Origin of the sequence: Halomonas sp. FeN2 (assembly GCF_020595105.1) — a bacterium.
Classification (GTDB): Bacteria; Pseudomonadota; Gammaproteobacteria; order Pseudomonadales; family Halomonadaceae; genus Vreelandella; species Vreelandella neptunia.
The window spans coordinates 1,701,259-1,727,114 of the sequence record NZ_CP074200.1 but is presented as its reverse complement, the minus strand read 5'-3'; the positions used below and the strand labels follow the sequence as shown (position 1 = coordinate 1,727,114).

Genomic DNA, 25,856 nt, shown 5'->3' with positions numbered 1-25,856 from the left:
TGAAAAAGGGCTCACTTATTGTTTAGCAGTAGAAGGAAGTGTATCGCTCAGCGTAGCGTGGTTTAAACGAAGCAGCACGGCGTAGCTGCCTGCCGCCACTGCCACGCCCACCAGCGGGGGAAGTAATGGGGAAAAGTAAGCCGCGCCTGCACCGATGGCATAGGCAGCTAAACCCCGGCGGTTGAAATCGGGCAGTGCCGCAGACGCAAGCGACGGGTAGCGGCCTTTATGCTTGAGCCAGAAGTCCGCCATGATCACCCCGCCCATGGGCGGTATAAAGGTGCCGAGTAACACCAGAAACGGGATGAGTAGGTTATACATGCCGCCCACCGCCAGCACGGTGCCAATCGCTGCACCGCCCACAGTGACCAAACGGCGCTTTTCGGTGCGCAGTAAATTGCAGCCCGCCACGGCGAAGTTGTAGATGGTGTTGTCCTGGGTCGTCCAGATATTCAGAAACAGCATCAGCACGGCGATGGTGACAAACCCCTGGGCGATCAATACATCCACGATATCAGCCTGCTGGTAAATCATGGTGCCCAGCGCGCCGGTCAGTACCATTAAGCCGTTACCTACAAAAAAAGCCGCCATGGTGGAGATGACGGCAATTTTTGGTGTCTTGGCGAAGCGGCTCCAGTTAGTGGCTTGGGTGCCGCCGCTGATAAAGGTGCCAATGATGACGGTAACCGCCGCTGCTACGCTCATGCTTTCTGTGGGCGTTTGCTGGCTCAGTCCCGCAAAACCGCGCACATCGACCAACCCGGTAAACAGGCTGATTAAGATAAACAGCATCATCGCGGGGACGGCAAAGCGCGAGAGCCAGTCCATGCCCTTGTAGCCGATCATGGCGGTGACGCAGAAGCCAAACCCAAAGAGCACCATTAAGGGGATTTCCAGCCACTCAGGCATCCCTGTGGTGCGTACTAACACCAGAGCAATCGTGGCGGTGCCCCAGGCGTACCAGCCGATCTGGGTAAAACCGAGAATAAAGTCAGAGAGCTTGCTGCCTTTTTCGCCGAAGCAGAAGCGTCCCATCAGCACCGAATTGAGCCCGCTTTTACAAGCAATATAGGCGAGGGCTGCCGCATACATTCCCAGCAGGAGGTTGCCAATCACTATGATCCATAGCAGTTGGCCAATCGGAAAGGCTTGGCCTAACGTGCCGCCCGCCCACATGGTGGCGGTGAAAAACGTAAATCCAAGCAGCACTGCCGAGGTAGAAAGCAGGCCCTTGCGGGCGCTGGTAGGGACTTCACTGAGGGGGTAGTCAGAATGGTGCATGGTAAGCTCCAGGTAATATTATCCTGTTGATATAAGCAACCCGCGTGCCAAGTCATACTCAATGTTTCACGGCTTATTTTCCACCAATAAACCACGCATTAACGTTTCCACGATGCCGCTGCTCTCATCCGCCAGAGAATGCTGCTGGGTATCCTGCAGCCAGTCGAAACAGACGCCAATCAAAAAGCCATGAAATTGGCGTCGGGCGCTGGCTGGGGTTAGGTCAGCGCGTAAAGTGCCCGCTACCTGGGCCTGTTCGAACAATTGCTCTACTCGTGCCTCTGCATGCTCAGAGAGTCGAGTGATCATGCAAATCCGCGGGTGTTCCTCTTCCAGTTTCTCGCAGCGGTGCAGCACGATGGTGGCTGCCCTCTGCAGAGGCAGGTCGTGAGAAATGGCTGCCAGCGAGCGTAGAGCAATCTCGCGTAAGCAGTCTGCCGGTGCTGAACCTAGACGCGCCACCACCTCATCGACAATTTCATCCAGAGGGACACGCACACGTTCCAAGAGTGCATCGAACAATGCGGCTTTGTCTTCAAAGTGCCAATAAATGGCCCCACGTGTCACGCCTGCTGCCTGGGCGATGTGCGCCAAGGTGGTACGCGAAACGCCTTGGGCTAAAAAGGTGGTCTCTGCCGCGTCCAGAATGGTTTCTCGGGTACGTTCGGCATCGGCCTTACGACGGGACATAGCGGCTCCTATTAATAAAATTAAGAAACCTCTGATTAACTATTGCGCTCGACCATACAGCGTTAAAAATCGCCTCAAAATGCTCATTTACAACCCGTAAACTCCGCTTTTTCGTTGATTTTTGCCTTGTCTGGCCTTCGCTCATTACGTTAATCAGAGGCTCCTTAGCGGTATTTTGGCAGTGATGAATAGCAAAGTCGCCGGTTGGTGATTATTATACACTTCACTGACATTCATGAATGTCAGTGAAGTGACTATATTACTCAATGTATGTTCTGAATGCAGGGTTGAAAATTCGCACTGTCCGCCATCAAGGAGCCAATCGTGCCCGTTACTCTTCTCCGTTCGCTGCCCGTCATACTGGCCCTACTCGTGCTAACGGGCTGCGAGCAACCTCAGGCGCAGTCGACTGACGCCACACGGCCAGTAAAGTTGATGACATTACAGTCAGCAAATGCCGCGGCCTTGCGGCAGTTTCCGGCGCGGGTGGAAGCCTCCACCCGCAGCAATTTGTCATTTCGTATGGCCGGGGAGTTATTGGAGCTCAATGTGAGCCCCGGCCAACGGGTGAGCGAAGGCGAGGTGATTGCGCGCATTGATGATCGCAATGTGCAAAGCGAGCTGGACAGCGCCCGCTCGCGCTTGGAGCTAGCCGAGGCAACGCTAGAACGCATGCGCTATACCCTGCAGCGTGGGGCGGTCAGCCAATCCCAATTTGATGAGTCGGAAAGTGAGTGGCGGGCCGCCCGGGCCACCTTCGAACAGGCCCAAGAGCAGGTCGAGCATACAAAGCTACGTGCCCCATACGATGGTGTGATTGCCCAAGTGCCGGTGGATAATCGCCAGATTGTTCAGGTGCAAGAAACGGTCGCGGTGATCCAGCAACCGGGGCAGTTAGACGTGGTGTTCCATCTGCCAGAGCAGATAGTACAGCGCATACCGCGAAGCAATGGAACGCCTTTCGGAGACGCGTTGGCGTTTGAAGTGCGCTTTGGCAATAGCGATAAACCCTATCTCGCCCAGCTAGCCTCTTACACCACCCAGGCCAGCGCGCAGAGTTTGGCGTATGAAGTCACCCTAACGCTGCCCCAGCCGGACGATATCACCCTTTTAGACGGCATGAGTGCCAATGTGCGGCTCGATTTGAGCTCGCTGCAAACCGAGAATAGCGTCCCGCTGTGGCTGCTGCCCGCTGACGCGGTGAGCTATGCTGGTGATGATCCCGACCAGGCCCAGGTATGGCGATTCGTTGAGCCAGAAAACGTTGAAGCGGTTCCGGTTGAGGTTGGTCGGCTGACCTCAAACGGCCTGGAAGTCAGCGGAGACTTGGCCGCGGGGGATCGCGTTGTGGCGGCCGGAGCCCACCGTTTAACCGTGGACACCAAGGTGACCCCGTGGGAAAAAGAGCAGGGGCTTTAAAATGGTCGACTACTTTCTACGCCATCGAGCGGCCAGCTATTTAATGACCGTGGTGCTGCTGGCGGGCGGCGCGCTGTCTTTTTTAGGCATGGGTCAACTGGAGTTTCCCGAATTTACCATCCGCAATGCGCTGATTACCACGCAGTACCCAGGCGCGACGCCTGAAGAGGTAGAGCAGGAAGTCACTTCGACCCTGGAAGAGTCTATCCAGGCGATGTCATCGATCAAACGGGTTAGCTCGGTGAGTTCTGATGGCCTATCGCAGATCACCGTTGAGCTCGAAAGTACGGTGCAGAACGAGGAGTTGGAGCAATTATGGGATTCGCTGCGCCGTAAAGTACAGGATGCCCAAGCCGCGCTTCCGCCGGGAGCGAGTCAATCCCGCGTAAATGATGACTTTGGCGATGTATTTGGTTTTATGGTCAACCTGACGGGCGACGGCTATAGCATGCCGGATCTGGCTGACCATGCTGATTTTCTCAAGCGCGAGCTCGCTTTGGTGAAGGGCGTCGCGAAGGTGTCGCTAAGCGGTGAGCACGAAGAGCGCATCTATATCGAAGTTGATCGCGAACGCCTGCGCGCACTGAATATTCCGTTAACACGATTACAGCAACTGCTTGAGACCCAAAATGCAGTGGCAGACTCAGGGCATCTTAAACAGGATGGCCGCCGTTTTCGTATCACCCCCACGGGCAGCGCGGCAGATATTGAAGCTCTGCGCGCCCTGATTGTCAGTGAGGGCGATGGCGAGCTGGTGCGGCTGAGCGATATTGCTGATGTGAGCCGCGAGCTTGCGGAACAGCCCCAGCAGCTTTACCGCGATATGGGCAGGCCGGCGATCTCGTTGGGCGTCTCCTTTGAAAGTGGGGTGAACGTTGTCGAGGTAGGAGAACGGCTACAGCAGCGTCTGGATGCACTGCAAACACGCACGCCACTGGGTATGGAGCTGAACGTCGTTTACAACCAGCCCCAGGTGGTTGACGACGCTGTATCCGGCTTCCTGGTCAGCTTGATCCAGGCGGTGGCCATTGTCATCGTGGTGCTGATGCTGTTTATGGGCTGGCGCAGTGGTCTGCTAATGGGCTTTATTCTGCTGATCACCATTATCGGCACCTTTATGCTGATGCGCTTCCACGGTTTGCAGTTGGAGAAAATCTCGCTGGGAGCGCTGATTATTGCCCTGGGAATGCTGGTAGATAACGCCATTGTGGTTACTGAAGGCATGCTGGTGGGGTTAAAGCGCGGCAGCACGATTCGCGATTCTGCACACCAAGTGATCCGCCAAAACGCTTGGCCCTTGCTGGCCGCAACGCTGATTGCGATTGCCGCCTTTGCGCCCATCGGTTTATCGCCAGACACCACCGGTGAGTTTATCGGCTCGCTATTTTTCGTGCTGCTCTACTCGCTGCTGCTGAGCTGGATAACGGCGCTGACGTTGACGCCGTTCTACTTCAAGCTGTTTTTCCGCAATGTGGCCCCCGGCGATGGACAGGAAGACCCCTACAAAGGCGTGGTTTATCGTTTTGTAGGCCGTGTCATTACCACCGGTATTCGCTGGCGCTGGTTAACCTTGGCGCTGATGGCGGTGATATTAGCAGGCGCGGTGGTCGGCTTTGGTTCGGTTAAAAATGCCTTCTTTCCGGCCTCTAATACGCCGATCTTTTTTGTCGATTATCGCACGCCGGAAGGCACTGATATCCTCGAAACTCAACGCCGCGTAAGCGAGCTTGAAAAGAGCGTGATGGAGATGGACGGCGTTCGCCACCTGACAACCACAGTGGGCGGCGGGGCGCAGCGCTTTACCCTCACCTATTCACCGGAAGACCGCTACGCAAGCTATGCGCAGTTGATTGTCGAAACCGACGATAAAGCGACGCAACACGACCGCATGGCTGACGTAGAGCAAGTGTTGGAGCGCGACCATAGCGATATCGACTATAAAATCGCTCCGTTGGAGGTCGGCCCTTCGCCTAAAGCCAAGCTAGAGGCACGCTTCTACGGCAGCGACCCGGCGGTACTTCGCCAGTTGGGCGATCAAGTTGAGGCCATGTTCCGCGATACCCCGAACATGACCAGCGTGCGCACCAGTTGGCGTAACCGCGTGCAGGCGATTGAGCCCGTTTTTCTTGAAGATACTGCACGTAGGCTGGGTGTGACCCGTGAAGACCTGGCCAGCACCCTGGCGCTGAGTACCAGTGGCAGCCAAGTGGGCATTTACCGCGACGGCAGCGACCTGATTCCGATAGTGGCGCGAGCAATCCCCGAACAGCGTCACGATGTGGATAACCTAGGCTCGCTTAACGTCTGGAGCGGAGAGCAAAACCGCTATATCACCGCCGATCAAGTCATCGGCGATATCACCACACAGGTGTCGGATCCGCTGATTATGCGTCGCAATCGCGAACGCATGCTGGCGGTGTACGGTGAGCCGGATCCGCTAAGCGGGGTGACAGCAGCCAGCGTATTGGCCGACATTCGCCCGAGGGTAGAGGCTTTGGATCTACCGGCAGGTTACCGGTTGGAGTGGGGTGGTGAGTTTGAGACCGCTGGTGAAGCGCAGAGTGGTTTATTTGCCTCACTGCCGCTGGGCATAGTGATGATGTTTATTCTCACTGTAGTGCTGTTCAATAACTTCCGCCAACCTCTGGCTATTTGGTCGCTGGTACCGCTAACGATTATTGGCGTAGTGGGCGCGTTGTTGATTACTGGGATGCCCTTCTCGTTTATGGCGCTGCTGGGCACGCTGAGCTTGATCGGTATGGTGATCAAAAATGCCATCGTGCTGGTGGAGGAGATCAACGTGCAACTGCCGCTGCACCAAGACCGCTACCATGCGGTAGTGCGAGCAGCTGTCAGCCGCGTGCGTCCGGTCGCCATGGCTGCGTTAACCACCATGCTGGGGATGATCCCGCTGATTAGCGATGCCTTCTTCGCCAGCATGGCGGTCGCGCTGATCGGTGGCCTGGGTGTCGCCACGCTGTTAACCCTGATAGTGCTGCCGGTGGTTTATTGCGTACTGTACCGGATCAAGGTTCACGCCGACTCATAACCCTGCCAGGGTCTTATGCCCTCCGCTGCCCTCGTCGCTTCGGCCACTGGGGCAGCGCTTTTTCTTCTCTTCACGATCCTGCTTCACGACTTAACGCCGTTATTTCATTCTTCTCTAGGCGCGATAGTGCCCCCGGCGTGATGAAGCGGCAGTGCCAAAAATATATTAGTAAATCATGGAATAAGTACCGTTATAGTTCAAACTCATATGATTGAATATTATTCGATAACATAGATTAAGTTTAATGTTTTGTTCATAGATTAACGGTCTCTGGTTATTGACTGATTAAAAAGAGTTGGGTGTTTAAATAAGTTTGGGTTTTTGCTAAAGTGAAACTTATCTTGGCCGATAAAGTTTTGCGCGCAAGATAAAAGATTGTTCTTATAATCCAAGCCATCGGTCAGCCTGCTGCTAGGTTATCAAGATCATCTAAAGCGAATATACCTAGCCAGGAGCAGTACCGCACCATGAACCGTCTACTCAGCAATGTGTCCGTCAAGATGGGGTTAACCCTCGTTCTTGCTGTCTTTTCGTTATTAATTATCGTTATCGCCTTTCTTGGTTATCGAGCTGGCGAAGAGGGTAGCTCTTCGCTTAGAGAAGTCGACCGTGCGGCGGATCAAATGCGCGCGGTTAACCAAGGCCAGTTATCGGTAGCAAACGCACAGCTTTTTTATGTAAACAGTTTTGTCGCGAGTTATGAAGGCGATGCTCGTTCGGCCCGTCAATACTTGGCAGAGGCCCAGGACATGCAGGAAAGTGCACGAGATCATTTTGACCAATTTGAGTCGATCGCGGTGCCGGCGCCCCGTGTAGACACCTTGATAGCAAGCTTCGACCGCTTGATCGAACAGGGGCTTATGCCCCAGGAAGCGGCGCTGGCTGCCGGGGACGAGGACGCTTTTCGCAACGCAAGAGAATCGGCCAGTGATTTGAATCAGCGGTTCATCGAGGCGAGCAGGGCTTACAACGATTATATGGCGGATCAAAACAAGCTTATGGTCACCGATTATGAAAGTGACATGCAGCTGATTGGCTATATCGATATCGCCGTACTGTTATTTGCAGCATTGATGGTTATATTTGTGCGTATCGCCATGGTGGGCTCTATCGTAAAACCGCTTAACGAGGCAGTGGCGCACTTTGAGCGAATTGCCCAAAACGATTTGTCGGGCAAGGTTAGTGACCGTGGCCGTAACGAGATCGGTAAACTGTTCAGCGCCATGCAGTATATGCAGAGTAATTTGGCTAAGACAGTCTCTGAAGTACGCGATGGCAGCGGCTCGATTCATATCGGTGCACGTGAAATTGCCAGTGGCAATGCGGATCTATCGTCACGCACCGAACAGCAGGCTGCTTCGCTGCAGGAAACCGCTGCTAGCATGGAGCAGTTAACCGCTACTGTTAAACAGAATGCCGACAATGCACGCCAGGCCAGCCAGTTGGCGAACGATGCTTCAAGCACCGCAAGCAACGGTGGCGAAGTCGTTGAGAAAGTCATTACCACCATGCACGGTATCTCTAGCAGCTCGCAGAAAGTGGCGGATATTATTACCGTTATCGACTCTATCGCCTTCCAGACCAATATCCTGGCGCTTAATGCCTCTGTTGAGGCTGCGCGGGCAGGTGAGCAAGGGCGGGGCTTTGCAGTAGTGGCCAGCGAAGTACGTAACCTGGCCAGCCGCAGTGCCGATGCGGCCAAAGAGATCAAAGCACTGATCGAAGCGTCGTCCAGCCAGGTGAAAGAGGGCTCAGCATTAGTCGAAAGCGCCGGTGCGACGATGCGGGATGTGGTCTCCTCGGTGCGCCGGGTGACCGATATTATGGATGAGATCTCCGCGGCCTCGCAGGAGCAGAGTTCGGGCATTGAGCAGGTCAATCAAGCGGTTGCCCAGATGGATGAAGTGACTCAGCAGAACGCGGCCCTGGTTCAGCAGGCTTCGTCAGCGGCCAGCTCGTTGGAAGAGCAGGCGGCGCGGCTTGAAAGCGTTGTTTCAGCCTTTCGTTTAGCTGATGGGGAGAGCCGTACACAACACGCCCCACTTGCCTCGCCACAGCGCTCATCTCAACATTTATCTCAACAACAGCCCGCGCTGATGCGGCCTGCGCCACGCAGCCAAGCGAGCAGCAAAACCACGGCTAGCACTGAAGATGATTGGGAAGCCTTTTAAGCTAACTTTCGCGTCATGTAGGTTTCTCGCTATTTAGGCTGCATTACCCCCTCATTAAGAGGGGGTAATGGTTTCGTGAGCGCTTAGTTACCTGACGAGTTTAGCGCGGCAGCGACTTCTTCAACCTGTAGCGCCAGACTCTGCAGGCCGCCACCGGAGAGGTACCACAGCGCGGGGGTTAGCATAACAACCTGCGCTTTCTCAGCACCCGCATCTAAGAGCGTTTTCGCTAAGGCATCTGCATCGGCAGGCTCATCGCCAATCGCGGCGCTGCGATCAACTACCAGCAAGACCTCTGGATCAATTTCGCTAATCGCCTCAGGTGAAAGCGGGGTAAAGGTACGGGTACCGCGGGTTTCAGATGTCACGCTAGCAGGCATCTCAACGGTAGCTACACCCAGCACGTCGTGAACTACTGGGTGCTGATTCAACATCAGGTTACCGCCGTTGTGGGTTACCACCAGCGTGCTAGGAGCGTTGCTTAGCGCTTCGCGCTGGGTCTCAATCTCGGCGTGCAGTATTCCCAGCGCCTCTTCAGCTTTGCCTTCCACCGCTAAACGACTCGCCAGTTCGCGTATGTTGGCGTCAAAAGCAGTCAGGTAGTCGTCACCCTGAAGGCTGGTGTTGAGCAGCGGAGCGATCTCGCTAAGTTCCTCTTCCCACTCACCCTGGCGTCCGGTGTAGAGAATGAGGCTAGGCTCGCTTTCGCCAAGGGCATCCATATCCGGTGAGCGTAGGCCGCCGATATTGGTGACGTCATCGGCTGCATACTGCTCAAGATAGTCAGGCAGGCTGGCTTTCGGTACACCCACGACCTGCTCTTTTAAACCGAGTGCATCCAGCGTATCCAGGCTGCCTAAATCGAAGGTGGCGATTCGTTGGTCGGCGCTCGCAGTAGCGCTGGCAGCCGCTAAGAGCATAGCGGTGGTAGTGATAGCGAACTTCATTGAACTTCCTTTTATGAGAAAATATTCTATATGCGATATTTTCTCATGTTCTCAGGAATGCTGTCTCTTGTCGCTATTGGGTGAGGGAACAGTATGTTGCAGAAAACGCGACCGCCCTCATAAGCTGAGGGCGGAGGGTAGTGTCTTGAGGAAATTAATAGACGGCTTTAAGAAGCGACCCGGAAAGGATTGCGTGGGTCGTTATCCCAGGCCAGGAAGGGTTGGCCGGTCTCTTGGGGCACCATGGTGATGCAGTTCTCCACTGGGCAGGTGATCTGGCAAAGGTTACAGCCTACGCACTCCTCTTCAATCACTTCATAGCGGCGAGCGCCGTCCTGTTCGGTGAGCTTGGCAATCGACTGGTGGGAGGTGTCCTCGCAGGCGATATAGCAGCGGCCGCACTCGATGCACAGATCCTGATCGATCTTGGCGATGGTCTTGAAGTTGATATCCAGGTGTTTCCAGTCAGTGGTCTGCGGTATCGCCTTTCGGGAGAACGCCTCGATCGAGTCGTAGCCTTTTTCCGCCATCCAGCGGGAAAGCCCGTCTTTCATCTCCTCCACAATACGAAAGCCGTTGAGCATCGCCGCGGTACATACCTGCACGCTGCCCGCGCCTAGGGCGATAAATTCCGCCGCATCCCGCCAGGTGGAAATACCGCCAATGCCGGAAATGGGCAGCGTTGGCGTGGCCGGGTCGCGGGCGATTTCCGCCACCATGTTCATGGCGATGGGTTTGACGGCGCTGCCGCAGTAGCCGCCGTGGGTGCTCTGGTGGCCCACGGTGGGCTTAGCGACCATATTGTCCAGGTCGATGCTGGTGATCGAGTTGATGGTATTGATCAGCGACACCGCATCGGCGCCGCCCCTCAGTGCTGCCTGGGCCCCCACGCGAATATCGGTGATATTGGGCGTAAGTTTTACAATTACTGGTTTTGAATAATGCTTCTTGCACCAGTAGGTGACTTTTTCGATCAGGTCGGGGTTTTGACCCACCGCCGCGCCCATGCCGCGTTCCGGCATGCCGTGGGGGCAGCCCAGGTTTAGCTCGATGCCGTCCGCGCCGGTGGCTTCTACTAAGGGAAGAATATAAGCCCAGGCTTCCTCGTTGCAGGGCACCATGATGGAGACGATCAGCGCGCGATCAGGCCAATCCTTCTTCACCTGGGTGATCTCTTTGAGGTTGATTTCCAGCGAGCGGTCGGTAATCAGCTCGATATTGTTAAAACCGATGACCTCACGATTTTTGCCGTAATGGGCCGAGTAGCGTGAGGAGACATTCACCGCAGGTGGCTCTTCACCAAGGGTTTTCCATACTACGCCGCCCCAGCCAGCTTCATAGGCGCGTACCACGTTGTAGGCTTTATCTGTGGGCGGGGCGGAGGCTAACCAGAAGGGGTTAGGGGCTTTGATGCCGGCAAAGTTCACCGATAGGTCAACGCCGTTAACGACACTGTCGCCGCTGTTTTTCTTGCCTGGAAAAGAGAGGGTGTTGAAAGGCGTCGTGTTCATGCGGCCTCCTGCTTAGCGGCGAGTGCTTGATGAATGGCGTGGGCCGCCAGCTTGCCGTGCTGCACGGCTTGTACGGTGAGATCTTGGCCGGGTTTTACACAGTCGCCGCCAGCGTACACATTGGGCAGTGAGGTTTGGAACATCTCGTTAACGTGAATGCGTTCTCCGTCCCGATCAAGCTCAGCCGCGGTGGCATCGCTTAGGCTCGCGCCTTCGAACCCTTGGCCTATCGCGGTGAAAACAGCGTCGGCGGTGATTTCAAAGGTTTCTCCGCTAGGGGCTAAGCGGCCCCCTTGATCATGGGTTTTGGCAAAGCGCATGCCGGCTACTCGGCCCTGATCGTTGAGCAAAATTTCGTCGGGCTGGGCCCAGGTCACCATTCGCACGCCGTTGGCTTTGGCGATCTCTTGCTCATGGTCGGTGGCGGACATGGCTTCAACACCACGGCGGTAGACCAGCGTTACTTCGCTTGCCCCTAAGCGAGCCATTTGCGTTGCCATATCAATGGCAGTATTGCCCGCACCAATCACGATACAGCGCTTGGCCACGGCCAAACTGCTTAGGTCATTGGTTTGGCGGAGAACCTTGATGTAGTCCACCGCAGGCATCAGGCCGGGGGCTTGCTCCCCGGTTAAACCAAGAGCACGGCTGGCGCCCAGGCCCAAACCGAGAAACACGCTGTCGTACTGCTTGCGAAGCGTAGCAAGCTCCAGGTTTTCGCCCAGACGCTGGCCGTACTGGATCTCGATGCCGCCAATTTCCAGCAAAAACTCGACTTCCTTACGGGCGAAGTCATCGGTCATTTTATAGCGGGCGATGCCGTATTCGTTCAGCCCGCCGGGCTTTTGCTCAGCTTCAAAAATCGTTACCTGGTGGCCCAGCATCGCCAGGCGGTGAGCGCAGGAGAGCCCCGCGGGCCCAGCGCCGACGACGGCAATATGGCGGCCTGTGCTGGCGGCGCGTTTAAACGGGTGGCTCTCGAACTGCATGTTATCGGTGGCGTGGCGCTGTAATAGGCCTATCAGTACTGGCTGACACTCGGCATCGTGGTTACGCACACAGCTGCGTTCACAGAGAATTTCGGTAGGGCACACCCGGGCGCAGCTGCCACCTAGGATATTGGCTTCCAGAATGGTTTCCGCCGCGCCGTTGATATTGTTCTCGCTGATTTGGCGAATAAAGCTAGGAATATCAATATCCGACGGGCAAGCCTCCACACAGGGCGCATCAAAGCAGTAAAGGCAGCGCTGGCTTTCGATCATCGCCTGGCGCGAGGTTAACGGTGGGTGTAGATCGCTAAAATTGCTGTCCAGCGTATGCGGGTCGTAGGTGCCGACCTCTTTTGCGCTGGGTAGATGGTTCAGTTGGCTAGTCACGGTAGAGCCTCCGCTGTTTTATAGAAACAACAGTTATTAAGCGCCGGTTATCGTTTAACGGCGACGGGGGCGTTAAGCTCGGCACGCTTGGCCAGCAGCTCGAAGACGCCGGGGTAGGCGGGGCGTTCTAAATAGCGGCCCGCACCGCGCTCGGCGCGCAGCTCGCCATCCCGCCACACCCACTTGCCCTTGCTGATAGTGTGACGGGCAATGCCGCGCACCGTTTTGCCCTCGAAAATGTTGAAATCGACGTTCTGGTGGTGAGTTTTGGCAGAAATCGTGCGGGTGCCGTTTGGATCCCAGACCACGATATCCGCATCGGAACCCACTTGAATTGCCCCTTTGCGGGGGTAGAGGTTGAATATCTTGGCGGTGTTGGTGGAGGTCACGGCGACGAACTCCTGAGGCGAGAGCTTGCCGGTGTTAACGCCTTCATCCCATAGCACGGCGAGGCGATCTTCCACGCCAGCGGTGCCATTGGGAATCTTGGTAAAATCATCTTTACCGGCAGCTTTCTGCTCTTCGCAGAAGCAGCAGTGGTCGGTAGCGGTAGTCTGTAGATTGCCCGACTGCAGGCCGTGCCACAGGGCTTCCTGATGGCCTTTAGGGCGGAAGGGCGGACTCATTACGTGGGCCGCGGCGGTTGCCCAGTCGGGGTGCTGATAGACACTGTCGTCAATGACCAAATGGCCCGCTAAGCACTCGCCAAATACTGGGTGGCCCTGCTGGCGGGCGTAGGCGATCTCATCCACTGCGTCTTTGGTGGAAACATGTACCAGATACACCGGTGCCCCCAGGGTAGTGGCAATGCGAATAGCTCGGCTGGCCGCTTCGCCTTCGACTTGAGGCGGGCGGGAAAGTGGGTGGGCTTCTGGCCCGGTGATCCCCTGTGCCAACAGCTTCTGCTGCATGTGATACACCAGCTCGCCGTTTTCAGCGTGTACTGTCGGCACCGCGCCCAGTTCCAGACAGCGAGAAAAGCTCTCTACCAGAATGTCATCGGTGGCCATAATCGCGCCTTTGTAGGCCATAAAGTGCTTGAAGCTATTGACCCCGTGCTTCCGCACTAGCGTGCCCATCTCCTCTTTGACGCTCTCATCCCACCAGGTAATCGCCACGTGGAAGGCAAAGTCGGTGGCGGCTTTTTCCGCCCATCCCTGCCAGGTTTCAAAGGCTTCTAGCAGTGATTGGCCGGGGCTGGGAATCACAAAATCGATAATCGTCGTGGTGCCGCCTGCCATGGCCGCGGCGGTGCCAGTGTAAAAATCTTCGCTGGCGACGGCCCCCATAAAAGGCATCTGCATATGGGTATGGGGGTCAATGCCTCCAGGCATCACCAGTTGATCGCTGGCATCGACAATCTCACACCCTTCAGGGACATCTAGATCGGTGCCAATCGCATGGATTTTACCGTCAACACACAGCACGTCAGCGCGGTAAGTGTCAGCGTGGGTGACCACGGTGCCGCCCTTGATTAATAAGCTCATGGTTTACTCCTTGGGAAATTAATTAACAGGGCTTATTCGCCGTCGGTGAGGCGGGTATAGGTTTCCGGGCGGCGGTCGCGGAAGAACTGCCAGTTGTTGCGCACCTCCCGCACCATGTCCAAATCGATCTCGTGTACCAGCAACTCGTCTTCGCTTTCGCTGGCCTGGGCTTCGATTTTGCCGCGGGGGTTAACGATGTAGCTGGAGCCGTAGAAGTCGCCGATGTTCCAGGGGGCCTCGGTGCCAACCCGATTGATCGCAGCGATAAAGCAGCCGTTGGCGGCGGCGGAGGCGGGCTGTTCGAGCTCCCACAGGTATTGGGAAAGCCCAGCTACAGTGGCGGAGGGGTTGAAAATCACCTCCGCGCCGTTAAGAGCAAGCGCCCGCCAGCCTTCAGGGAAGTGACGGTCGTAGCAGATATACACGCCGATTTTGCCGTAGGCAGTATCGAACACTGGCCAGTTGGATTTTCCCGGTTTGAAGAAGAATTTTTCCCAAAAACCAGCCACTTGAGGGATGTGGGTTTTGTGGTATTTGCCCAGGTAGCTACCGTCGGCATCGAACACCGCGGCGGTGTTGTAGTAAACGCCGGTCTCGGTCTCTTCATAGACCGGTACAATAATCACCATACGGTGCTCAGCCGCGAGTTTCTGCATCATTTGGCAGGTGGGGCCTTCTGGCACCCGCTCGGCGGCGGCGTACCACTTGCCGTCCTGGCTAGGGCAAAAGTAGGGCTGATTAAACACTTCCTGGAAGCAAAGCACCTGCACGCCCTGATCAGCCGCTTGCTGAATCATTGGCAGATGTGCCTCGTTCATGGCGTCGCGGATAGCTTCTGGTTCAAGATCGGTGCTGGTTTTCAGGCCCATCTGAATCAACCCGATTTTCATCTTCTGCATGAGACGCTCCCTCTGATTGTTGATATGTAGCGTATGTTTGTAGTGTTCTCAAAACTAGTTTTATAAAGCTGACGAAAGAGACAGCTTTTGTTGAAAGTAGCGCTGGGTGGGTGGTTTTAGCAAGTCTTTAGAGGAGATTTGTTAATTTGTGTTTAACTCTTTGAGTTTACTTGTTTTTATTGTTCTATTTGGCGCTGTTCACTTTTTTGGTGAACCTCTGCACTATTTTGGAAGAAATTTTTATTTATTTTAAATCAGATGGTTAGTGTGTTTTTAATGTCTGTGTTTAGATTTTTGTTGTTTAAAGTTGGTGCAAATATTTTTTTTGATCTAGCTTGGTTTAGTTGGTTTTTGTTTGAGGTAGGGGAAATATAAAGATAACAAGCTAACAATAATATTGTTGTCCTGAAAGGCAGCTTTTTAATCAATGAGTTAATTGACCTGCTTTTTCAAGTAGGCATGCTTATTGCTTGTTTTCTAAAAGCTATGGTTTTTAAGAACGATGGTTTTGAAAAACAATGCTTTCTAAAAGCCATGATTTCTAAGCGCCTTTTTGAAAAGCTCCACTGGCCGTGGGAGCTAGACAGCGCAATAACGCAATGCTGAGGAGATAAAAAATGACCGAAACAACCTCTCAGATGGTGGATCGAGGTGGGCTGATAGAGCTTGATGTAGGGGACGATGTACGCAGCAGTTCTCGCTTTAATGAGGATATTGCGCCTACCCAGGCCAGCGAGCGCACCTGGAGTAAGTGGAATATTGCGGCACTCTGGGTAGGCATGTCGATCTGCGTGCCCACCTACACCCTAGGCGGGGTATTAACCGCCTACTTCGGGCTGAGCGTGGGGGAGGCGCTGTTTGCCATTCTGTTGGCCAACGTAATCGTGCTGATTCCTCTCACCTTAAATGCCTTTCCCGGTACTAAGTTTGGTATCCCCTTTCCGGTGGTTTTACGCTCGTCTTTCGGTATTTTAGGTTCCAACGTTCCCTGCCTGGTGCGCGCCTTAGTCGGCTGCGGCTGGTTTGGTATTCAAACCATGTTTGGTGGTTTAGCCATTCATCTGCTGCTCTCCGAGTTGATTCCCGCTTGGGCAGCGCTTGGCGGCGTAGGTGAAGTGATCGGCTTTTTTGTCTTCGGCGCGATGAATCTCTATGTGGTGATTCGTGGGGCAGAGTCGATTAAATGGTTGGAAACCCTGGCGGCGCCCCTGCTGCTAGCCGTTGGGTTTGGTCTGATGGTGTGGGCGTGGCCACATATGTCGATGACCGAACTACTGGCGCAGCCGCCGTCGCGGCCTGAAGGAGCGTCGGTTTATGGCTACTTCTTCGCGGGCTTAACCGCCATGGTGGGTTTTTGGGCTACGCTGTCGCTGAATATTCCCGATTTCAGCCGCTTTGCCAAAAGCCAAAAAGATCAAATCGTGGGTCAGGTGATTGGACTACCGCTAACGATGTTCTTCTTTGCCGCGCTGGGCGTGGTATTAACAGCGGCTTCCGAGACGCTGGTGGGCCAAACCGTTGCCGACCCGGTACGTTTGATTGGCTATATCGACAGCCCCTTCTGGGTGGTACTGGCGATGCTGTTGATCATTATTGCTACGATCTCCACCAATACGGCTTCTAACATAGTGTCGCCTACCAACGATTTTCAGAACATTGCCCCCAAGTTGATTAACCAGACGCGCGGCGTGCTAATGACCGGCGCGGTGGGCGTGCTACTGATGGGCTACGATCTGCTACAAAAAGCGGGCGTTATTCCGCCAGGTGTCTCTCTTGAGCAGATGTACTCCAACTGGTTGCTGGGTTACTCCAGTTTGCTGGGGCCCATCGCGGGCATTATGGCGGTGGATTATTTCCTGATTAAAAAGCAGCGCCTGGATGTGCCCAGCCTATATATGGATAGCCATGCCTATCCTGCTGTAAATGTCGCCGGTTTCATCGCCTTCGGTGTGCCCGTGGCGCTAACTTTACTATCGCTGTTAACAGGCACTATGAACTGGTTCTACGATTACGGCTGGTTCACCGGTTCGGCGCTGGGGGCCATCGTTTATTTTGTCGCCAGCCAAGTGCTGGCATCATCGCCTCAGGCGGGGCCTGCGCCAATAATGGCCAATGAGGCAGCCGAGCAGCGTTAAACAGTTGAAACCCGGCTTCGTGCCGGGTTCTCTATCCTAGCTGCTTTTGATTAAACGTAGAAACGCATCGACCACTCGGTTGGGGCGGCGATCATGTCGGGTGATCAGTACAAAGGGGATGCGGTAGTGCTGCGAGTTGGCGTGTAGAGCCCGCATCTTGCCCGCTGCCACCCACTGTGCTGCGACGTGTTCAGGCAGAAAACCGATAAAGCGCCCGGTAAGAATCAAAAAAGCAGCGCCTTCACGGTCGGATGCCGAGGCACGCAGGCTTAGCGCATCATGGGCCTGGCGGGCCTCAACCGGCAGCGGGTAGCGGGGCGAAATAGCCGAGTGTTGAGCGATATCTGCACAGCTAAGCGTATTATCATCCTCCGTAAACAGCGGATGGCCTGCCGCGCAGTAAAGATACGATGGCTCATCGTAAAGGTGCCGCGCTTCTAAACTGGTGGGCAGGTTCACTGCAGGTACTACGCCGACGTGCAAGTGGCCATCCATGACGCCCCGAATGACCGCGTCAGAAGGCTCCATATGAATATGCAGCGTTACCTCATGCTCCGGCGCGCTAAGTTCCGCCAGTGCATTGGTGACGTGCATGGCAGGCAGCGTCACCAGGTTGTCGGTAATGCCGATATTCAGCTCGCCTTTGATTGTTTGATGCAGGGCATTGACGTCGCTTTTAAATGTTTCAAGCGCAGTCAGTAGCGTCAACCCTGCCTGATAAATCTCTTTACCCTCCTCGGTTAAACTAAACCCGCCACGCCCCCGCTGGCAGAGCGAAAACCCCAGCCGCCCCTCCAAGTCGTTCATGTGCTGGCTAATCGCCGAACGACTGATACCCAGCGTGGTTTCAGCCGCGGTAAAGCCACCACACTCAACGACTGTCTTGAAAATACGGATTAGCCGTATCTCGTAGTCACTCATTTGGCCCAGCGATGCCATAACAATTCCCTGGTAGATAGGCTATCAATGCATAACATCACGCTTTTTAGGGCATTAACGGTGATAAAAACTGATATACATCCTAAAAGCGCCGCGGCACTATCGTATCAAGCCACGTGTCAGCGCGTGTTATGTATCGTTTTTGGTTACTTTTTACACTGTATCAGGTGCCATGCTGGGTTACCTGGATAAGGCTTCTATGCGATGTCCGCTACCTCCAATGATGTAAATGATGATGTTTTGAAAGCTACCAAGACTTACCGCCAACAGCGCCGCCATGTGATTGCGCTATATCTACTCGCACTGCTTGTCATGATGGTACTTTTTGGTTGGCTGTTGAGCGAACAGTATAAGCAAGAAATTGAGGCTGCTGAGTCACGTATTACCGCTCGTGCCAATGTGGTCGCTGAGTGGGCAAAAGGTGTATTTGCACAAAGCGGGCAAGCGCTTTTTGGGCTTGCTGAGATGCTAACCCTGCAAGGCATGCCAGATAGCGAGAATGCCCAGGCCCTTCAGCGCTCGCTAGAAAACCTGACCCTGTATGTGCCCATGGTGGACGAAATCGCTGTGTTGAGCGCCGAAGGCAGAGTAATGGCGAGTAGCCGAAGAGCAGGTGCTGATATCAGCGATACGACGTTGTTTAATGCCTTTAAGCAAGCAGGACAAGAGGAACTGATTACCCCGCTTTACTGGTCTATCAGCGACCAACGCTACTATTTGTACCATTGTCGACGATTAGAAACCTCGTCCGGCGAGTTTGCTGGGGTGGTCATCTCTAGCATTGTGCCTGAAGTGTTTGCCGACGCCCTGGAGCAGATGAGTGTCTATGACGGCGAGAGCATTGCCCTGGTTGACCCCAGTTTAAAATTTATTGCTCGCTACCCGACCCCAGAAGAGCCATTTTCGATTGGCAGTCAAATTGATAGTCCAGAAACAACTGAGTGGCTTACCCGTGGTGAGGCTACTTGGTCAATTAACGTTGACTCGCCTATTGATGGCCGTAAGCGTCTGTTTCGCATGCTGAGGGTAGGCGAGTATCCCATGCTGACCGTGGTAGGCGTTGACCTACACGAGGTACTAACAGGGTGGCGACAGCGTGCTTTGATTTTAACACTGGTGATGGCAGTTATTGCTCTGCTGGGTGCTTGGGGCGCGCGTCACTACCTGAATCGTTTAGCGTTAGCGCATCAATTGCGACAGCGTATTGAGGAGCGCGAACAGGCCCGTGCGGAGGCGCAAATTGCCGCCGCTGCTTTTAAAACGCACTTGGGTGTTCTGATTACTGACCCAGAGGGAACCATTCTCAAGGTGAATGAGACCTTCAGCCGTATTACGGGCTACAGCGAAGCCGACATTGTGGGTCAAAATCCGCGTATGTTCAGCTCTGGGTTACAAAATGCAGCTTTTTATCGCCGTTTGTGGAAACAGGTGCTTACAACAGGCAATTGGGAAGGCGAGATATGGAATCAGCGCAAAAACGGTGAGCTTTTCCCTGAATGGCTAACCATTAGCGCGGTGTATAGCGTTGAGGGCACATTAACCCACTACGTGGCCACCATGAGCGATATCAGCGAGCGTAAAGCTGCTGAGCAGGAGATTCATCAGCTAGCGTTTTATGACACCTTAACCGGATTGGCCAATCGGCGGCTGTTTATGGATCGTATAGGGACTGCCCTGAAAGAGCTACAGCGCCATCAGCGCTGCGGCGCACTGCTTTTTGTTGATATCGATAACTTTAAACAAATCAATGACACCTTGGGGCACTATGCGGGAGACCAGGTGTTACAGAGCGTTGCTAGGCGGATGGGTCAGATGCTGCGTGATACCGATACCTTGGCGCGCCTGGGGAGTGATGAGTTTGCGGTATTGATTGAAGGCGTTGATAGCAGTTACGCCCAAACCACTCTGCTTGCCGAGCGCATCGCGCATAAGCTGCTGACATCGCTCAACGAGCCAATCACCCTGGCCGAAGAGAGCATCACGGTGACGGGGAGTATTGGTATTGCGATTATGGCGAGCAATGAGTACGGCGTTGATGACTATCTGCAGCAGGTTGATATGGCGCTTTTTCAGGCTAAGAGCAACGGCCGCCATGGGGTGTGTTTTTTTGATCCCTCAATGCAGGCAGCGCTTCTTGCCCATGTGAAATTAGAGGCGGACCTACGCCTAGCGCAGGCAAGTCAGCAGTGGCAGCTCTATTATCAGCCTCAGGTGGATCACCACGGTAGGATCACCGGCGTGGAAGCGTTACTGCGCTGGCAACATCCCGAACGCGGCATGGTCTCTCCGGGGGATTTCATTCCGCTGTTGGAAAGCAATGAGCTGATCAACGATGTCGGCGAATGGGTGTTAGAAGATGCCTGCTATCAATTAGCGCGTTGGGCACAGCACCCGCAGCTAAGAAAATTGACCATTTCAGTGAATATCAGTCCGCTACAGTTTCGCGATGAGCACTTTTTGGCCCGCGTAGAGGGGGTGTTTGCGCGCACACAGGCGCCGCTTCAGCGGCTAAAACTGGAAGTGACCGAGTCGCTGTTTGTGGAAGCGCGAGATGACGCTAGGGATAAAATGCTTGCCCTTAAAGCGCGAGGCGTACGTTTCTCTCTGGATGATTTCGGCACTGGCTACTCGTCACTGGCTTATTTGGCGCAACTGCCGCTGGATCAGCTTAAAATCGACCAATCATTTGTGCAGCAGGTGCTCGAAAGCCAAGCCAACGCGGCGATTGTCGAGAGTACCATTGCCCTGGCAGAGAGCCTTAATCTAGAGGTCATTGCGGAAGGGGTAGAGACCAAAGCGCAGCAGGCGTGGTTACTGGCGCACGACTGTCACGCTTACCAAGGTTATCTGTTTGGGCGACCGGTCACAGCAGAAGCCATCGAGAGATTGATTACGGGCGCTTAACCCAGCGTCAGTAAGCGGAGTCGGCCTTCGATATCGAGAGCGGGACTCGTATCAGGAAGGATAACCTCCAGCCGGGAGTCTTGCCGCCACGCGCTGCTTTCAACGCTGAGCGTACCATCGGCGCGGTTAAAGCGTTTCCAGCCGCTATCGGTATGAAACACGCCTTTAATGCGCGCCTTGCTGGGTAGCTCTCCCAAACAGGCGGCCAAGTTATCCAGATCGAAGCGCTCGCTTGGGTGCCAACGTAATCCCGTGCTGGTGTAGCCCAGCGAGGTGCCGATTTCACGTTGGGGCTTGCCGGGCGGGGGCGGAAAATCAAAAAAAGACCCGGCTAAGCTGGGTGTTGCGGACAGCTGCTGATGGTTTGCGGGCACGTTCATATCGCTTGCTTCTGCGTTTCCGCTTTGGGTCAGCAGCCCTATGGGTAGTTCACCTTGGGGAGCTTCCTGCACCCATTTGCGCGGCGGCCAGCGCTGCGCCACAAACGCATGAGCGGCGCCGAGCTGCTCGGGTGTGCTCTGGTCGAGCATAGTGAGTGCCACCGCATCGGCCATATCGAGCTGGTCGCGGAAGGTGTCGTGCTGTCGAGCGCGGGCGTCATCTAATCGGCGTGGGTCAAGAGTAGCAATAATATCGCGTACTTCGACCGCCTCAAGAAAGGCTTCCCCACGCAGTAGATCCAACAGACCAGCGGGATGGCCGAGGCCTGAGGGCTCGATGATTACCCGGTCGGGCTTGCTGCGTGCGAGTAAATTCACCAGTGCCGCTTGCAGTACAAAGGCGAGCTGGCAACACAGGCAGCCGCCGGGAAGGCCTTTCACTACCACATCGTCACGGGCGTCAAACATCGCCTGGTCGATGCCGATCTGGCCAAACTCATTGACCAGGATGGCCCACTTTTCATCCACAGGCTTCTGCTCGATGAGGCTGTGGATAAGCGTGGTTTTGCCGCTGCCGAGAAAGCCGGTAATAATATGTACCGGCACTTTTGCGTTTGCTGTTTTTGCCACCCCTGCCAACGCTTAGCCCCCCGTCATATTCATAAAGCGTACCACCTGCACATCGCCATCGGTGGTGAAGTGATGTCGTTCCGGCTTAAGCGGCAGGGCGTTGATAATCGCCTCTTTCAGTGCCTGCATGTTGCCGGGGTGGCGGCGCAGCACAGCGCGCAGATCCACCGAGTGTTCGTTGCCTAGGCAAAGCAGCAAACGGCCTTCCACGGTTACACGCACCCGGTTACAGGTATCGCAAAAGTTGTGGCTATGGGGGGAAATAAATCCAACCCGGCTGTCGCTATCGGCCATTTTGAAGTAGCGCGATGGGCCGGGTGTGGTTTCGGTCGTGGGGATCAGCGGATAGCGCGTTTCGATCAATTCTTGAACGTCATCGCTGGAGTAGAAGGTTTCCGCCCGTGAGTGGTCGGAGACATCGCCCAGCGGCATCTCTTCGATAAAGCTAATATCGAGGTTTTCCTGGCGTGCAAAGGTGACCAGATCGATCACTTCGTCGTCGTTGCGACCTTTTAAGATTACCGCGTTGAGCTTAATGCGTTTAAAGCCCGCTTCCTGGGCAGCGTGAATGCCGTCGATGACTTTGGTCAAATCGCCGGTGCGGGTTAGCTGCTTGAAGCGCTCTGCATCCAGTGAATCCAGGCTAATGTTCAGCCGCCGCAGGCCGCTGGCGTAAAGCTGCTTGGCGTGCTTGCGTAGGCTGGCACCATTGGTGGTCATGGTGAAGTCGTTAAGACCTGGCATGGCGCCGATCTCGTCGACTAATTGCTCAATGCCGCGGCGTACCAGCGGTTCGCCGCCAGTCAGGCGGATTTTTTCCACGCCGAGTTCGGTGAAGGCGCGCGCCACCATGGCGATCTCTTCCAGCGTCAGCACCTGGGCGCGGGGTAGGAATGTCATCTCCTCGCTCATGCAGTATACGCAGCGAAAATCACAACGATCGGTGACCGAGATGCGCACGTAGCTAATGCGCCGACCAAAGTCGTCGATCAGTTGCTGGTCAGCGTCTGGCTGGACAGATCGCTGCTGATTAGCTTGAGGTTGTGCGGGTCGTTGCTCGGTCATAGCCATCCCGTTAGTGGTTGTATGCTGACTACCTCGCCTGGCTGGGCGCCTGCCTGGTCGTCGGCAAGTTCAATCAAACAATTAGCAGCCACCATCGAGGTTAAAATGCCCGAACCCTGGGCGCCGGTACTACGCACGAGTAACCGTCCTTCGCTATCAGTATGGTAAATGCCACGGATAAAATCAGTGCGCTTCAAGCGACTTTTTAAGGCGTCATCGGCTATAGCAGTAAGGCGACGGGGCGTTGATGTTGGCTGCCCACAAAGCCGATCCAGCAGCGGCGACACAAACTGTAGAAAGGTTACCATGACCGCCACCGGATTGCCGGGCAAGCCAATAAACGGCGTGCGCTTTTCACCCAGCCAGCCGCAAGCCATCGGGCGGCCAGGTCGCAGCGCTACCCGCCAGAAGGCTAGGCGGCCTAGCTGTTCCAGAGCCTCACGGGTAAAGTCAGCTTGGCCAACGGAAACGCCGCCGCTTGTGATCACCAAGTCGCTTTGCGCCGCAGCGTCTTCCAGAGCCGTTTTAATGGCGTTTAAATCATCCGGCAAAATGCCCAGGTCAATGACGTCGGCGCCGTGTTCGGCAAGCAAACCCATCAGGGTGAAGCGGTTGGCGTCGTAAATACCTGCTTTGGGCAGCGGCTCCCCGGGTGCAGCGACTTCATTGCCAGTGGAAAAAATCGCCACCCTTGGACGCTGGCACACTACAACGTCTGCGTAACCTAACGACGCTAAAAGCCCAAGGGCCGCCGCATCGAGCCGTGCACCTGCATGAAGGGCTGTGTCACCCATGGCAATATCCTCTCCGGCCTGGCGAACATGTTGGCCGTGTTTGAGGAGTTCTGGCGACTCGATGATCACATGGTTCGGGCGCTCATCTAACGGTTCGCGCAGCTGTTCACTTATCACCACGGTATCGGTGCCCGGCGGCAGCGGGGCGCCGGTGGTGATACGCACGCAGTGACCGGCAGGTACCAGTTCACTGCGATACTGCCCGGCCAGCACCTCACCGGCCAGCGGCCAGAGAGTTTGTTTGGCCCCAACCCCTTCTCTGGGCAGGGCTAGCGCTACGCCGTCCATGGCCGCGTTGGTATTTTGCGGCACGTTAATGGGGGCCTGAATGGCTGTGGCCAAGCGGCGGCCGTGAGCCTGCGCCAGCGGGATCTGTTCGCTGCCCAGCGGGCGTTCAATCAAGGTGGCGAGCGCTTGGCGCGCTTCGTCCACGCTGAGCATCTGCTCGCCAAGATCAAAGCAGGAGAGGGTCATTTCACCTCCTTGCTCGAAGAACCCATTAGTACTTTTTCCAGGTGTAGCTTCTCTTCCTCGGTATTAAGGTTAGCAAAGGCATCAGGGCAGTCCGACATATCAACCTTGCACCAGTTGTGGCGGGCGTACCAACGGTCGATCTTACGCTCGCCCACGGCCAGGGTGGCGGCCAAATCATCGGCCAGCGAAGTGCGCAGCAGCGCAACTACCGGGTGAAGCCGTTCGCCGTCAAAAGCCACGGCGATATCATGCTGACCAACGCCTTGCACCATGCGCGCCACTAAGTCGTCAGGCAGGGCGGGGGAGTCGCAGGGAGCGACCAGTAACCAGGGCGTTTTTGCCGCCCGTAGGCCGCTATAGATCCCCATCAGCGGGCCTTTAAAGCCGCCTTCGGCACCGTCCATTACAACATCCGCTATAACGCGATCGGCGAAAAAGCGGTAGGCGTCAGCATTGCGGTTGGCGTTAATCAGTAGCTCGGCCACCCGACCTTCAAGGCGCTTCACCACATGGCCGACGAGTGGCAGGCCCGCAAAAGGCTCCAGCCCTTTGTCACGGCCGCCCATTCGGCGCCCTTCGCCGCCCGCGAGAACCATGCCAGTGAGGTCGTGAGTGGGGATCATGAGCTTGCCTTTTTTGATGAGCGATATTCTTGCGATGAACGGGCATGGGATGGGCGCGGTGGAATAGCGTCCAGGGCTAAACGGTTTTGGGTGTTGATTGCTTGGAAATGGCGCCCTTTGGCGCGGGCGATTAGCATCACGCCAAAGCGTTCGGCCAGTTCGACGCCTTTCTGGGTGACGCCTGAGCGAGAGACCAGCACGCTAATACCCATTTGCGCTACCTTCAATACCATCTCCGACGTTAGCCGTCCGGTGGTGTAAAAAATGTCCGCATTGGCGCTGTCGGCCTGTTGTAGCCATTGACGCCCGGCCAGGGTATCCACCGCGTTATGCCGTCCTACGTCTTCAACAAAGTCGAGCACGTCGGTTTGCTGGCACAGTGCGCAGCCATGAACTGCGCCAGCGCTGCGGTAGGTCTCGTTATAGGCGTTAAGGTTTTGCAGCAACTGATAAAGCGTGGATTGTGCCAATTGAGTATCGGGCAGCGCCGTGAGAGCGGTTTGGTCGAGCAGTTTACCAAATACCGTGCCCTGGCCGCAGCCGGTGGTGACCGTACGAGTGCTTAAACGTGCTTCTAAATCCTCGGGCAGGTGGCGGGTAATCACGACCGCCGCTTCTACCTCCCAATCGACTTGTACGGCTTCTAAGTCAGCCGCGGCGTTCAGCAGCCCCTGATTACGCAAATAGCCGACCACCAGAGCCTCCGGGTCGTCACCCAAGGTCATCAAAGTGACAATTTCACGCTTGTTGAGGTAGACGGTCAACGCTCTTTCAGCGGCAATCGCCTGCTGGCGCGAATCGCCATACTCATCCACGATGCTGATCTCGGTGGTGGCCGGTAAGCGGGCTCGGCTTAACTGAAGGGCGTGCATCCGCAATCCTCGCTGCTGAATATGAAAGCATCTGACCCTGATAAAATACCTGAGTAAAAAGGTCAGAGTTGACGATGATGGCGCTGGAGAGGCTTACTTGTCTACCTGTTCAACTGCTATCCGTTCAAAGTCTAGGTGCTTCGCTTAAGTACTGTGCTTAAGTTCTGTACTCAAGTACTTTGCTTAGATACTTCGCTAAGGGGTTTTACG

The 25,856-nt window shown here is 55.3% G+C and carries 18 protein-coding genes; 5 read left to right on the top strand and 13 right to left on the bottom strand.

The window, feature by feature from the left end; translation table 11 throughout:
- Positions 1–15 precede the first annotated feature (15 nt).
- Both codB and KF947_RS07990 read right to left on the bottom strand, forming a co-directional pair.
- On the bottom strand, positions 16–1,281 hold the full coding sequence (gene codB / locus KF947_RS07995; protein WP_227405902.1) for a cytosine permease: 1,266 nt from the start codon (positions 1,279–1,281) through the stop codon (positions 16–18).
- Positions 1,282–1,347: 66 nt separating this feature from the next.
- Entirely contained in the window at positions 1,348–1,971 is a 624-nt protein-coding gene (locus KF947_RS07990) for a TetR family transcriptional regulator (RefSeq protein WP_133731385.1), read from the bottom strand.
- A gap of 324 nt (positions 1,972–2,295) precedes the next feature.
- On the opposite strand from KF947_RS07990, the gene KF947_RS07985 reads away from it, so the two are divergent.
- The 3 genes from KF947_RS07985 to KF947_RS07975 all read left to right on the top strand — a co-directional run bounded on the left by KF947_RS07985 (position 2,296) and on the right by KF947_RS07975 (position 8,610).
- Positions 2,296–3,390 carry an efflux RND transporter periplasmic adaptor subunit gene (locus KF947_RS07985; protein WP_133731384.1) on the top strand — a complete coding sequence of 365 codons (1,095 nt, stop codon included), beginning with the start codon at positions 2,296–2,298 and terminating at the stop codon, positions 3,388–3,390.
- A 1-nt stretch (position 3,391) separates the two neighbouring features.
- Entirely contained in the window at positions 3,392–6,439 is a 3,048-nt protein-coding gene (locus KF947_RS07980) for an efflux RND transporter permease subunit (RefSeq protein ID WP_227405901.1), read from the top strand.
- 467 nt (positions 6,440–6,906) lie between these two features.
- Positions 6,907–8,610 (top strand): methyl-accepting chemotaxis protein, encoded by a 1,704-nt coding sequence (locus KF947_RS07975; RefSeq protein ID WP_227405900.1) that lies wholly within the window; start codon positions 6,907–6,909, stop codon positions 8,608–8,610.
- 83 nt (positions 8,611–8,693) lie between these two features.
- Here the strand turns inward: KF947_RS07975 and KF947_RS07970 are convergent, their stop codons facing one another.
- The 5 genes from KF947_RS07970 to KF947_RS07950 form a co-directional block, all read right to left on the bottom strand.
- Entirely contained in the window at positions 8,694–9,557 is an 864-nt protein-coding gene (locus KF947_RS07970; protein WP_133731381.1) for an ABC transporter substrate-binding protein, read from the bottom strand.
- 167 nt (positions 9,558–9,724) lie between these two features.
- Positions 9,725–11,068, bottom strand: a complete 1,344-nt coding sequence (gene preA, locus KF947_RS07965; RefSeq protein ID WP_133731380.1) for an NAD-dependent dihydropyrimidine dehydrogenase subunit PreA — start codon at positions 11,066–11,068, stop codon at positions 9,725–9,727.
- The gene (locus KF947_RS07960) at positions 11,065–12,444 is read right to left on the bottom strand and encodes an NAD(P)-dependent oxidoreductase (protein WP_133731379.1); all 1,380 of its coding nucleotides are present in this window, start codon (positions 12,442–12,444) and stop codon (positions 11,065–11,067) included. The genes preA and KF947_RS07960 overlap by 4 nt, the downstream gene beginning before the upstream one ends.
- Before the next feature lie 47 nt (positions 12,445–12,491).
- On the bottom strand, positions 12,492–13,931 hold the full coding sequence (gene hydA / locus KF947_RS07955) for a dihydropyrimidinase (RefSeq protein ID WP_133731378.1): 1,440 nt from the start codon (positions 13,929–13,931) through the stop codon (positions 12,492–12,494).
- A gap of 32 nt (positions 13,932–13,963) precedes the next feature.
- A complete protein-coding gene (locus KF947_RS07950; protein ID WP_133731377.1) occupies positions 13,964–14,830 on the bottom strand; it encodes a nitrilase-related carbon-nitrogen hydrolase in 867 nt (288 codons plus the stop codon).
- A 617-nt stretch (positions 14,831–15,447) separates the two neighbouring features.
- On the opposite strand from KF947_RS07950, the gene KF947_RS07945 reads away from it, so the two are divergent.
- Positions 15,448–16,965, top strand: coding sequence for an NCS1 family nucleobase:cation symporter-1 (locus KF947_RS07945; protein ID WP_133731376.1), 1,518 nt, complete (start codon positions 15,448–15,450; stop codon positions 16,963–16,965).
- A gap of 36 nt (positions 16,966–17,001) precedes the next feature.
- Here the strand turns inward: KF947_RS07945 and KF947_RS07940 are convergent, their stop codons facing one another.
- Positions 17,002–17,904 carry a LysR family transcriptional regulator gene (locus tag KF947_RS07940; RefSeq protein WP_133731375.1) on the bottom strand — a complete coding sequence of 301 codons (903 nt, stop codon included), beginning with the start codon at positions 17,902–17,904 and terminating at the stop codon, positions 17,002–17,004.
- Between the two features lie 204 nt (positions 17,905–18,108).
- On the opposite strand from KF947_RS07940, the gene KF947_RS07935 reads away from it, so the two are divergent.
- The gene (locus KF947_RS07935) at positions 18,109–20,808 is read left to right on the top strand and encodes an EAL domain-containing protein (protein ID WP_227405899.1); all 2,700 of its coding nucleotides are present in this window, start codon (positions 18,109–18,111) and stop codon (positions 20,806–20,808) included.
- On the opposite strand, the gene KF947_RS07930 is transcribed toward KF947_RS07935, so the two are convergent.
- From KF947_RS07930 to KF947_RS07910, 5 genes are read right to left on the bottom strand one after another with little or no spacing between them, the layout of a single operon-like run.
- Positions 20,805–21,794: a CobW family GTP-binding protein gene (locus tag KF947_RS07930; protein WP_227405898.1), complete on the bottom strand. Its 990-nt coding sequence runs from the start codon at positions 21,792–21,794 to the stop codon at positions 20,805–20,807. The genes KF947_RS07935 and KF947_RS07930 overlap by 4 nt on opposite strands.
- Positions 21,795–21,830: 36 nt before the next feature.
- Positions 21,831–22,883 (bottom strand): GTP 3',8-cyclase MoaA, encoded by a 1,053-nt coding sequence (moaA, locus tag KF947_RS07925; RefSeq protein ID WP_227405897.1) that lies wholly within the window; start codon positions 22,881–22,883, stop codon positions 21,831–21,833.
- Positions 22,880–24,151, bottom strand: coding sequence for a gephyrin-like molybdotransferase Glp (glp, locus tag KF947_RS07920; RefSeq protein WP_227405896.1), 1,272 nt, complete (start codon positions 24,149–24,151; stop codon positions 22,880–22,882). Before glp ends, moaA begins: the two co-directional genes overlap by 4 nt.
- On the bottom strand, positions 24,148–24,774 hold the full coding sequence (mobA, locus tag KF947_RS07915; RefSeq protein WP_227405895.1) for a molybdenum cofactor guanylyltransferase MobA: 627 nt from the start codon (positions 24,772–24,774) through the stop codon (positions 24,148–24,150). Before mobA ends, glp begins: the two co-directional genes overlap by 4 nt.
- A complete protein-coding gene (locus KF947_RS07910; protein WP_133731370.1) occupies positions 24,771–25,646 on the bottom strand; it encodes a formate dehydrogenase accessory sulfurtransferase FdhD in 876 nt (291 codons plus the stop codon). Before KF947_RS07910 ends, mobA begins: the two co-directional genes overlap by 4 nt.
- Positions 25,647–25,856 lie beyond the last annotated feature (210 nt).

Excerpts from the sequence above, each read along its gene's own strand:
- KF947_RS07940 (WP_133731375.1), bottom strand. The coding sequence starts at position 17,904 with ATGGCATCGCTGGGCCAAATGAGTGACTACGAGATACGGCTAATCCGT.
- KF947_RS07935 (WP_227405899.1), top strand. The coding sequence starts at position 18,109 with ATGTCCGCTACCTCCAATGATGTAAATGATGATGTTTTGAAAGCTACC.
- KF947_RS07975 (WP_227405900.1), top strand. The coding sequence starts at position 6,907 with ATGAACCGTCTACTCAGCAATGTGTCCGTCAAGATGGGGTTAACCCTC.
- mobA (WP_227405895.1), bottom strand. The coding sequence starts at position 24,774 with ATGATCCCCACTCACGACCTCACTGGCATGGTTCTCGCGGGCGGCGAA.
- hydA (WP_133731378.1), bottom strand. The coding sequence starts at position 13,931 with ATGAGCTTATTAATCAAGGGCGGCACCGTGGTCACCCACGCTGACACT.
- KF947_RS07980 (WP_227405901.1), top strand. The coding sequence starts at position 3,392 with ATGGTCGACTACTTTCTACGCCATCGAGCGGCCAGCTATTTAATGACC.
- glp (WP_227405896.1), bottom strand. The coding sequence starts at position 24,151 with ATGACCCTCTCCTGCTTTGATCTTGGCGAGCAGATGCTCAGCGTGGAC.
- KF947_RS07910 (WP_133731370.1), bottom strand. The coding sequence starts at position 25,646 with ATGCACGCCCTTCAGTTAAGCCGAGCCCGCTTACCGGCCACCACCGAG.
- KF947_RS07970 (WP_133731381.1), bottom strand. The coding sequence starts at position 9,557 with ATGAAGTTCGCTATCACTACCACCGCTATGCTCTTAGCGGCTGCCAGC.
- moaA (WP_227405897.1), bottom strand. The coding sequence starts at position 22,883 with ATGACCGAGCAACGACCCGCACAACCTCAAGCTAATCAGCAGCGATCT.
- codB (WP_227405902.1), bottom strand. The coding sequence starts at position 1,281 with ATGCACCATTCTGACTACCCCCTCAGTGAAGTCCCTACCAGCGCCCGC.
- preA (WP_133731380.1), bottom strand. The coding sequence starts at position 11,068 with ATGAACACGACGCCTTTCAACACCCTCTCTTTTCCAGGCAAGAAAAAC.
- KF947_RS07990 (WP_133731385.1), bottom strand. The coding sequence starts at position 1,971 with ATGTCCCGTCGTAAGGCCGATGCCGAACGTACCCGAGAAACCATTCTG.
- KF947_RS07950 (WP_133731377.1), bottom strand. The coding sequence starts at position 14,830 with ATGCAGAAGATGAAAATCGGGTTGATTCAGATGGGCCTGAAAACCAGC.
- KF947_RS07945 (WP_133731376.1), top strand. The coding sequence starts at position 15,448 with ATGACCGAAACAACCTCTCAGATGGTGGATCGAGGTGGGCTGATAGAG.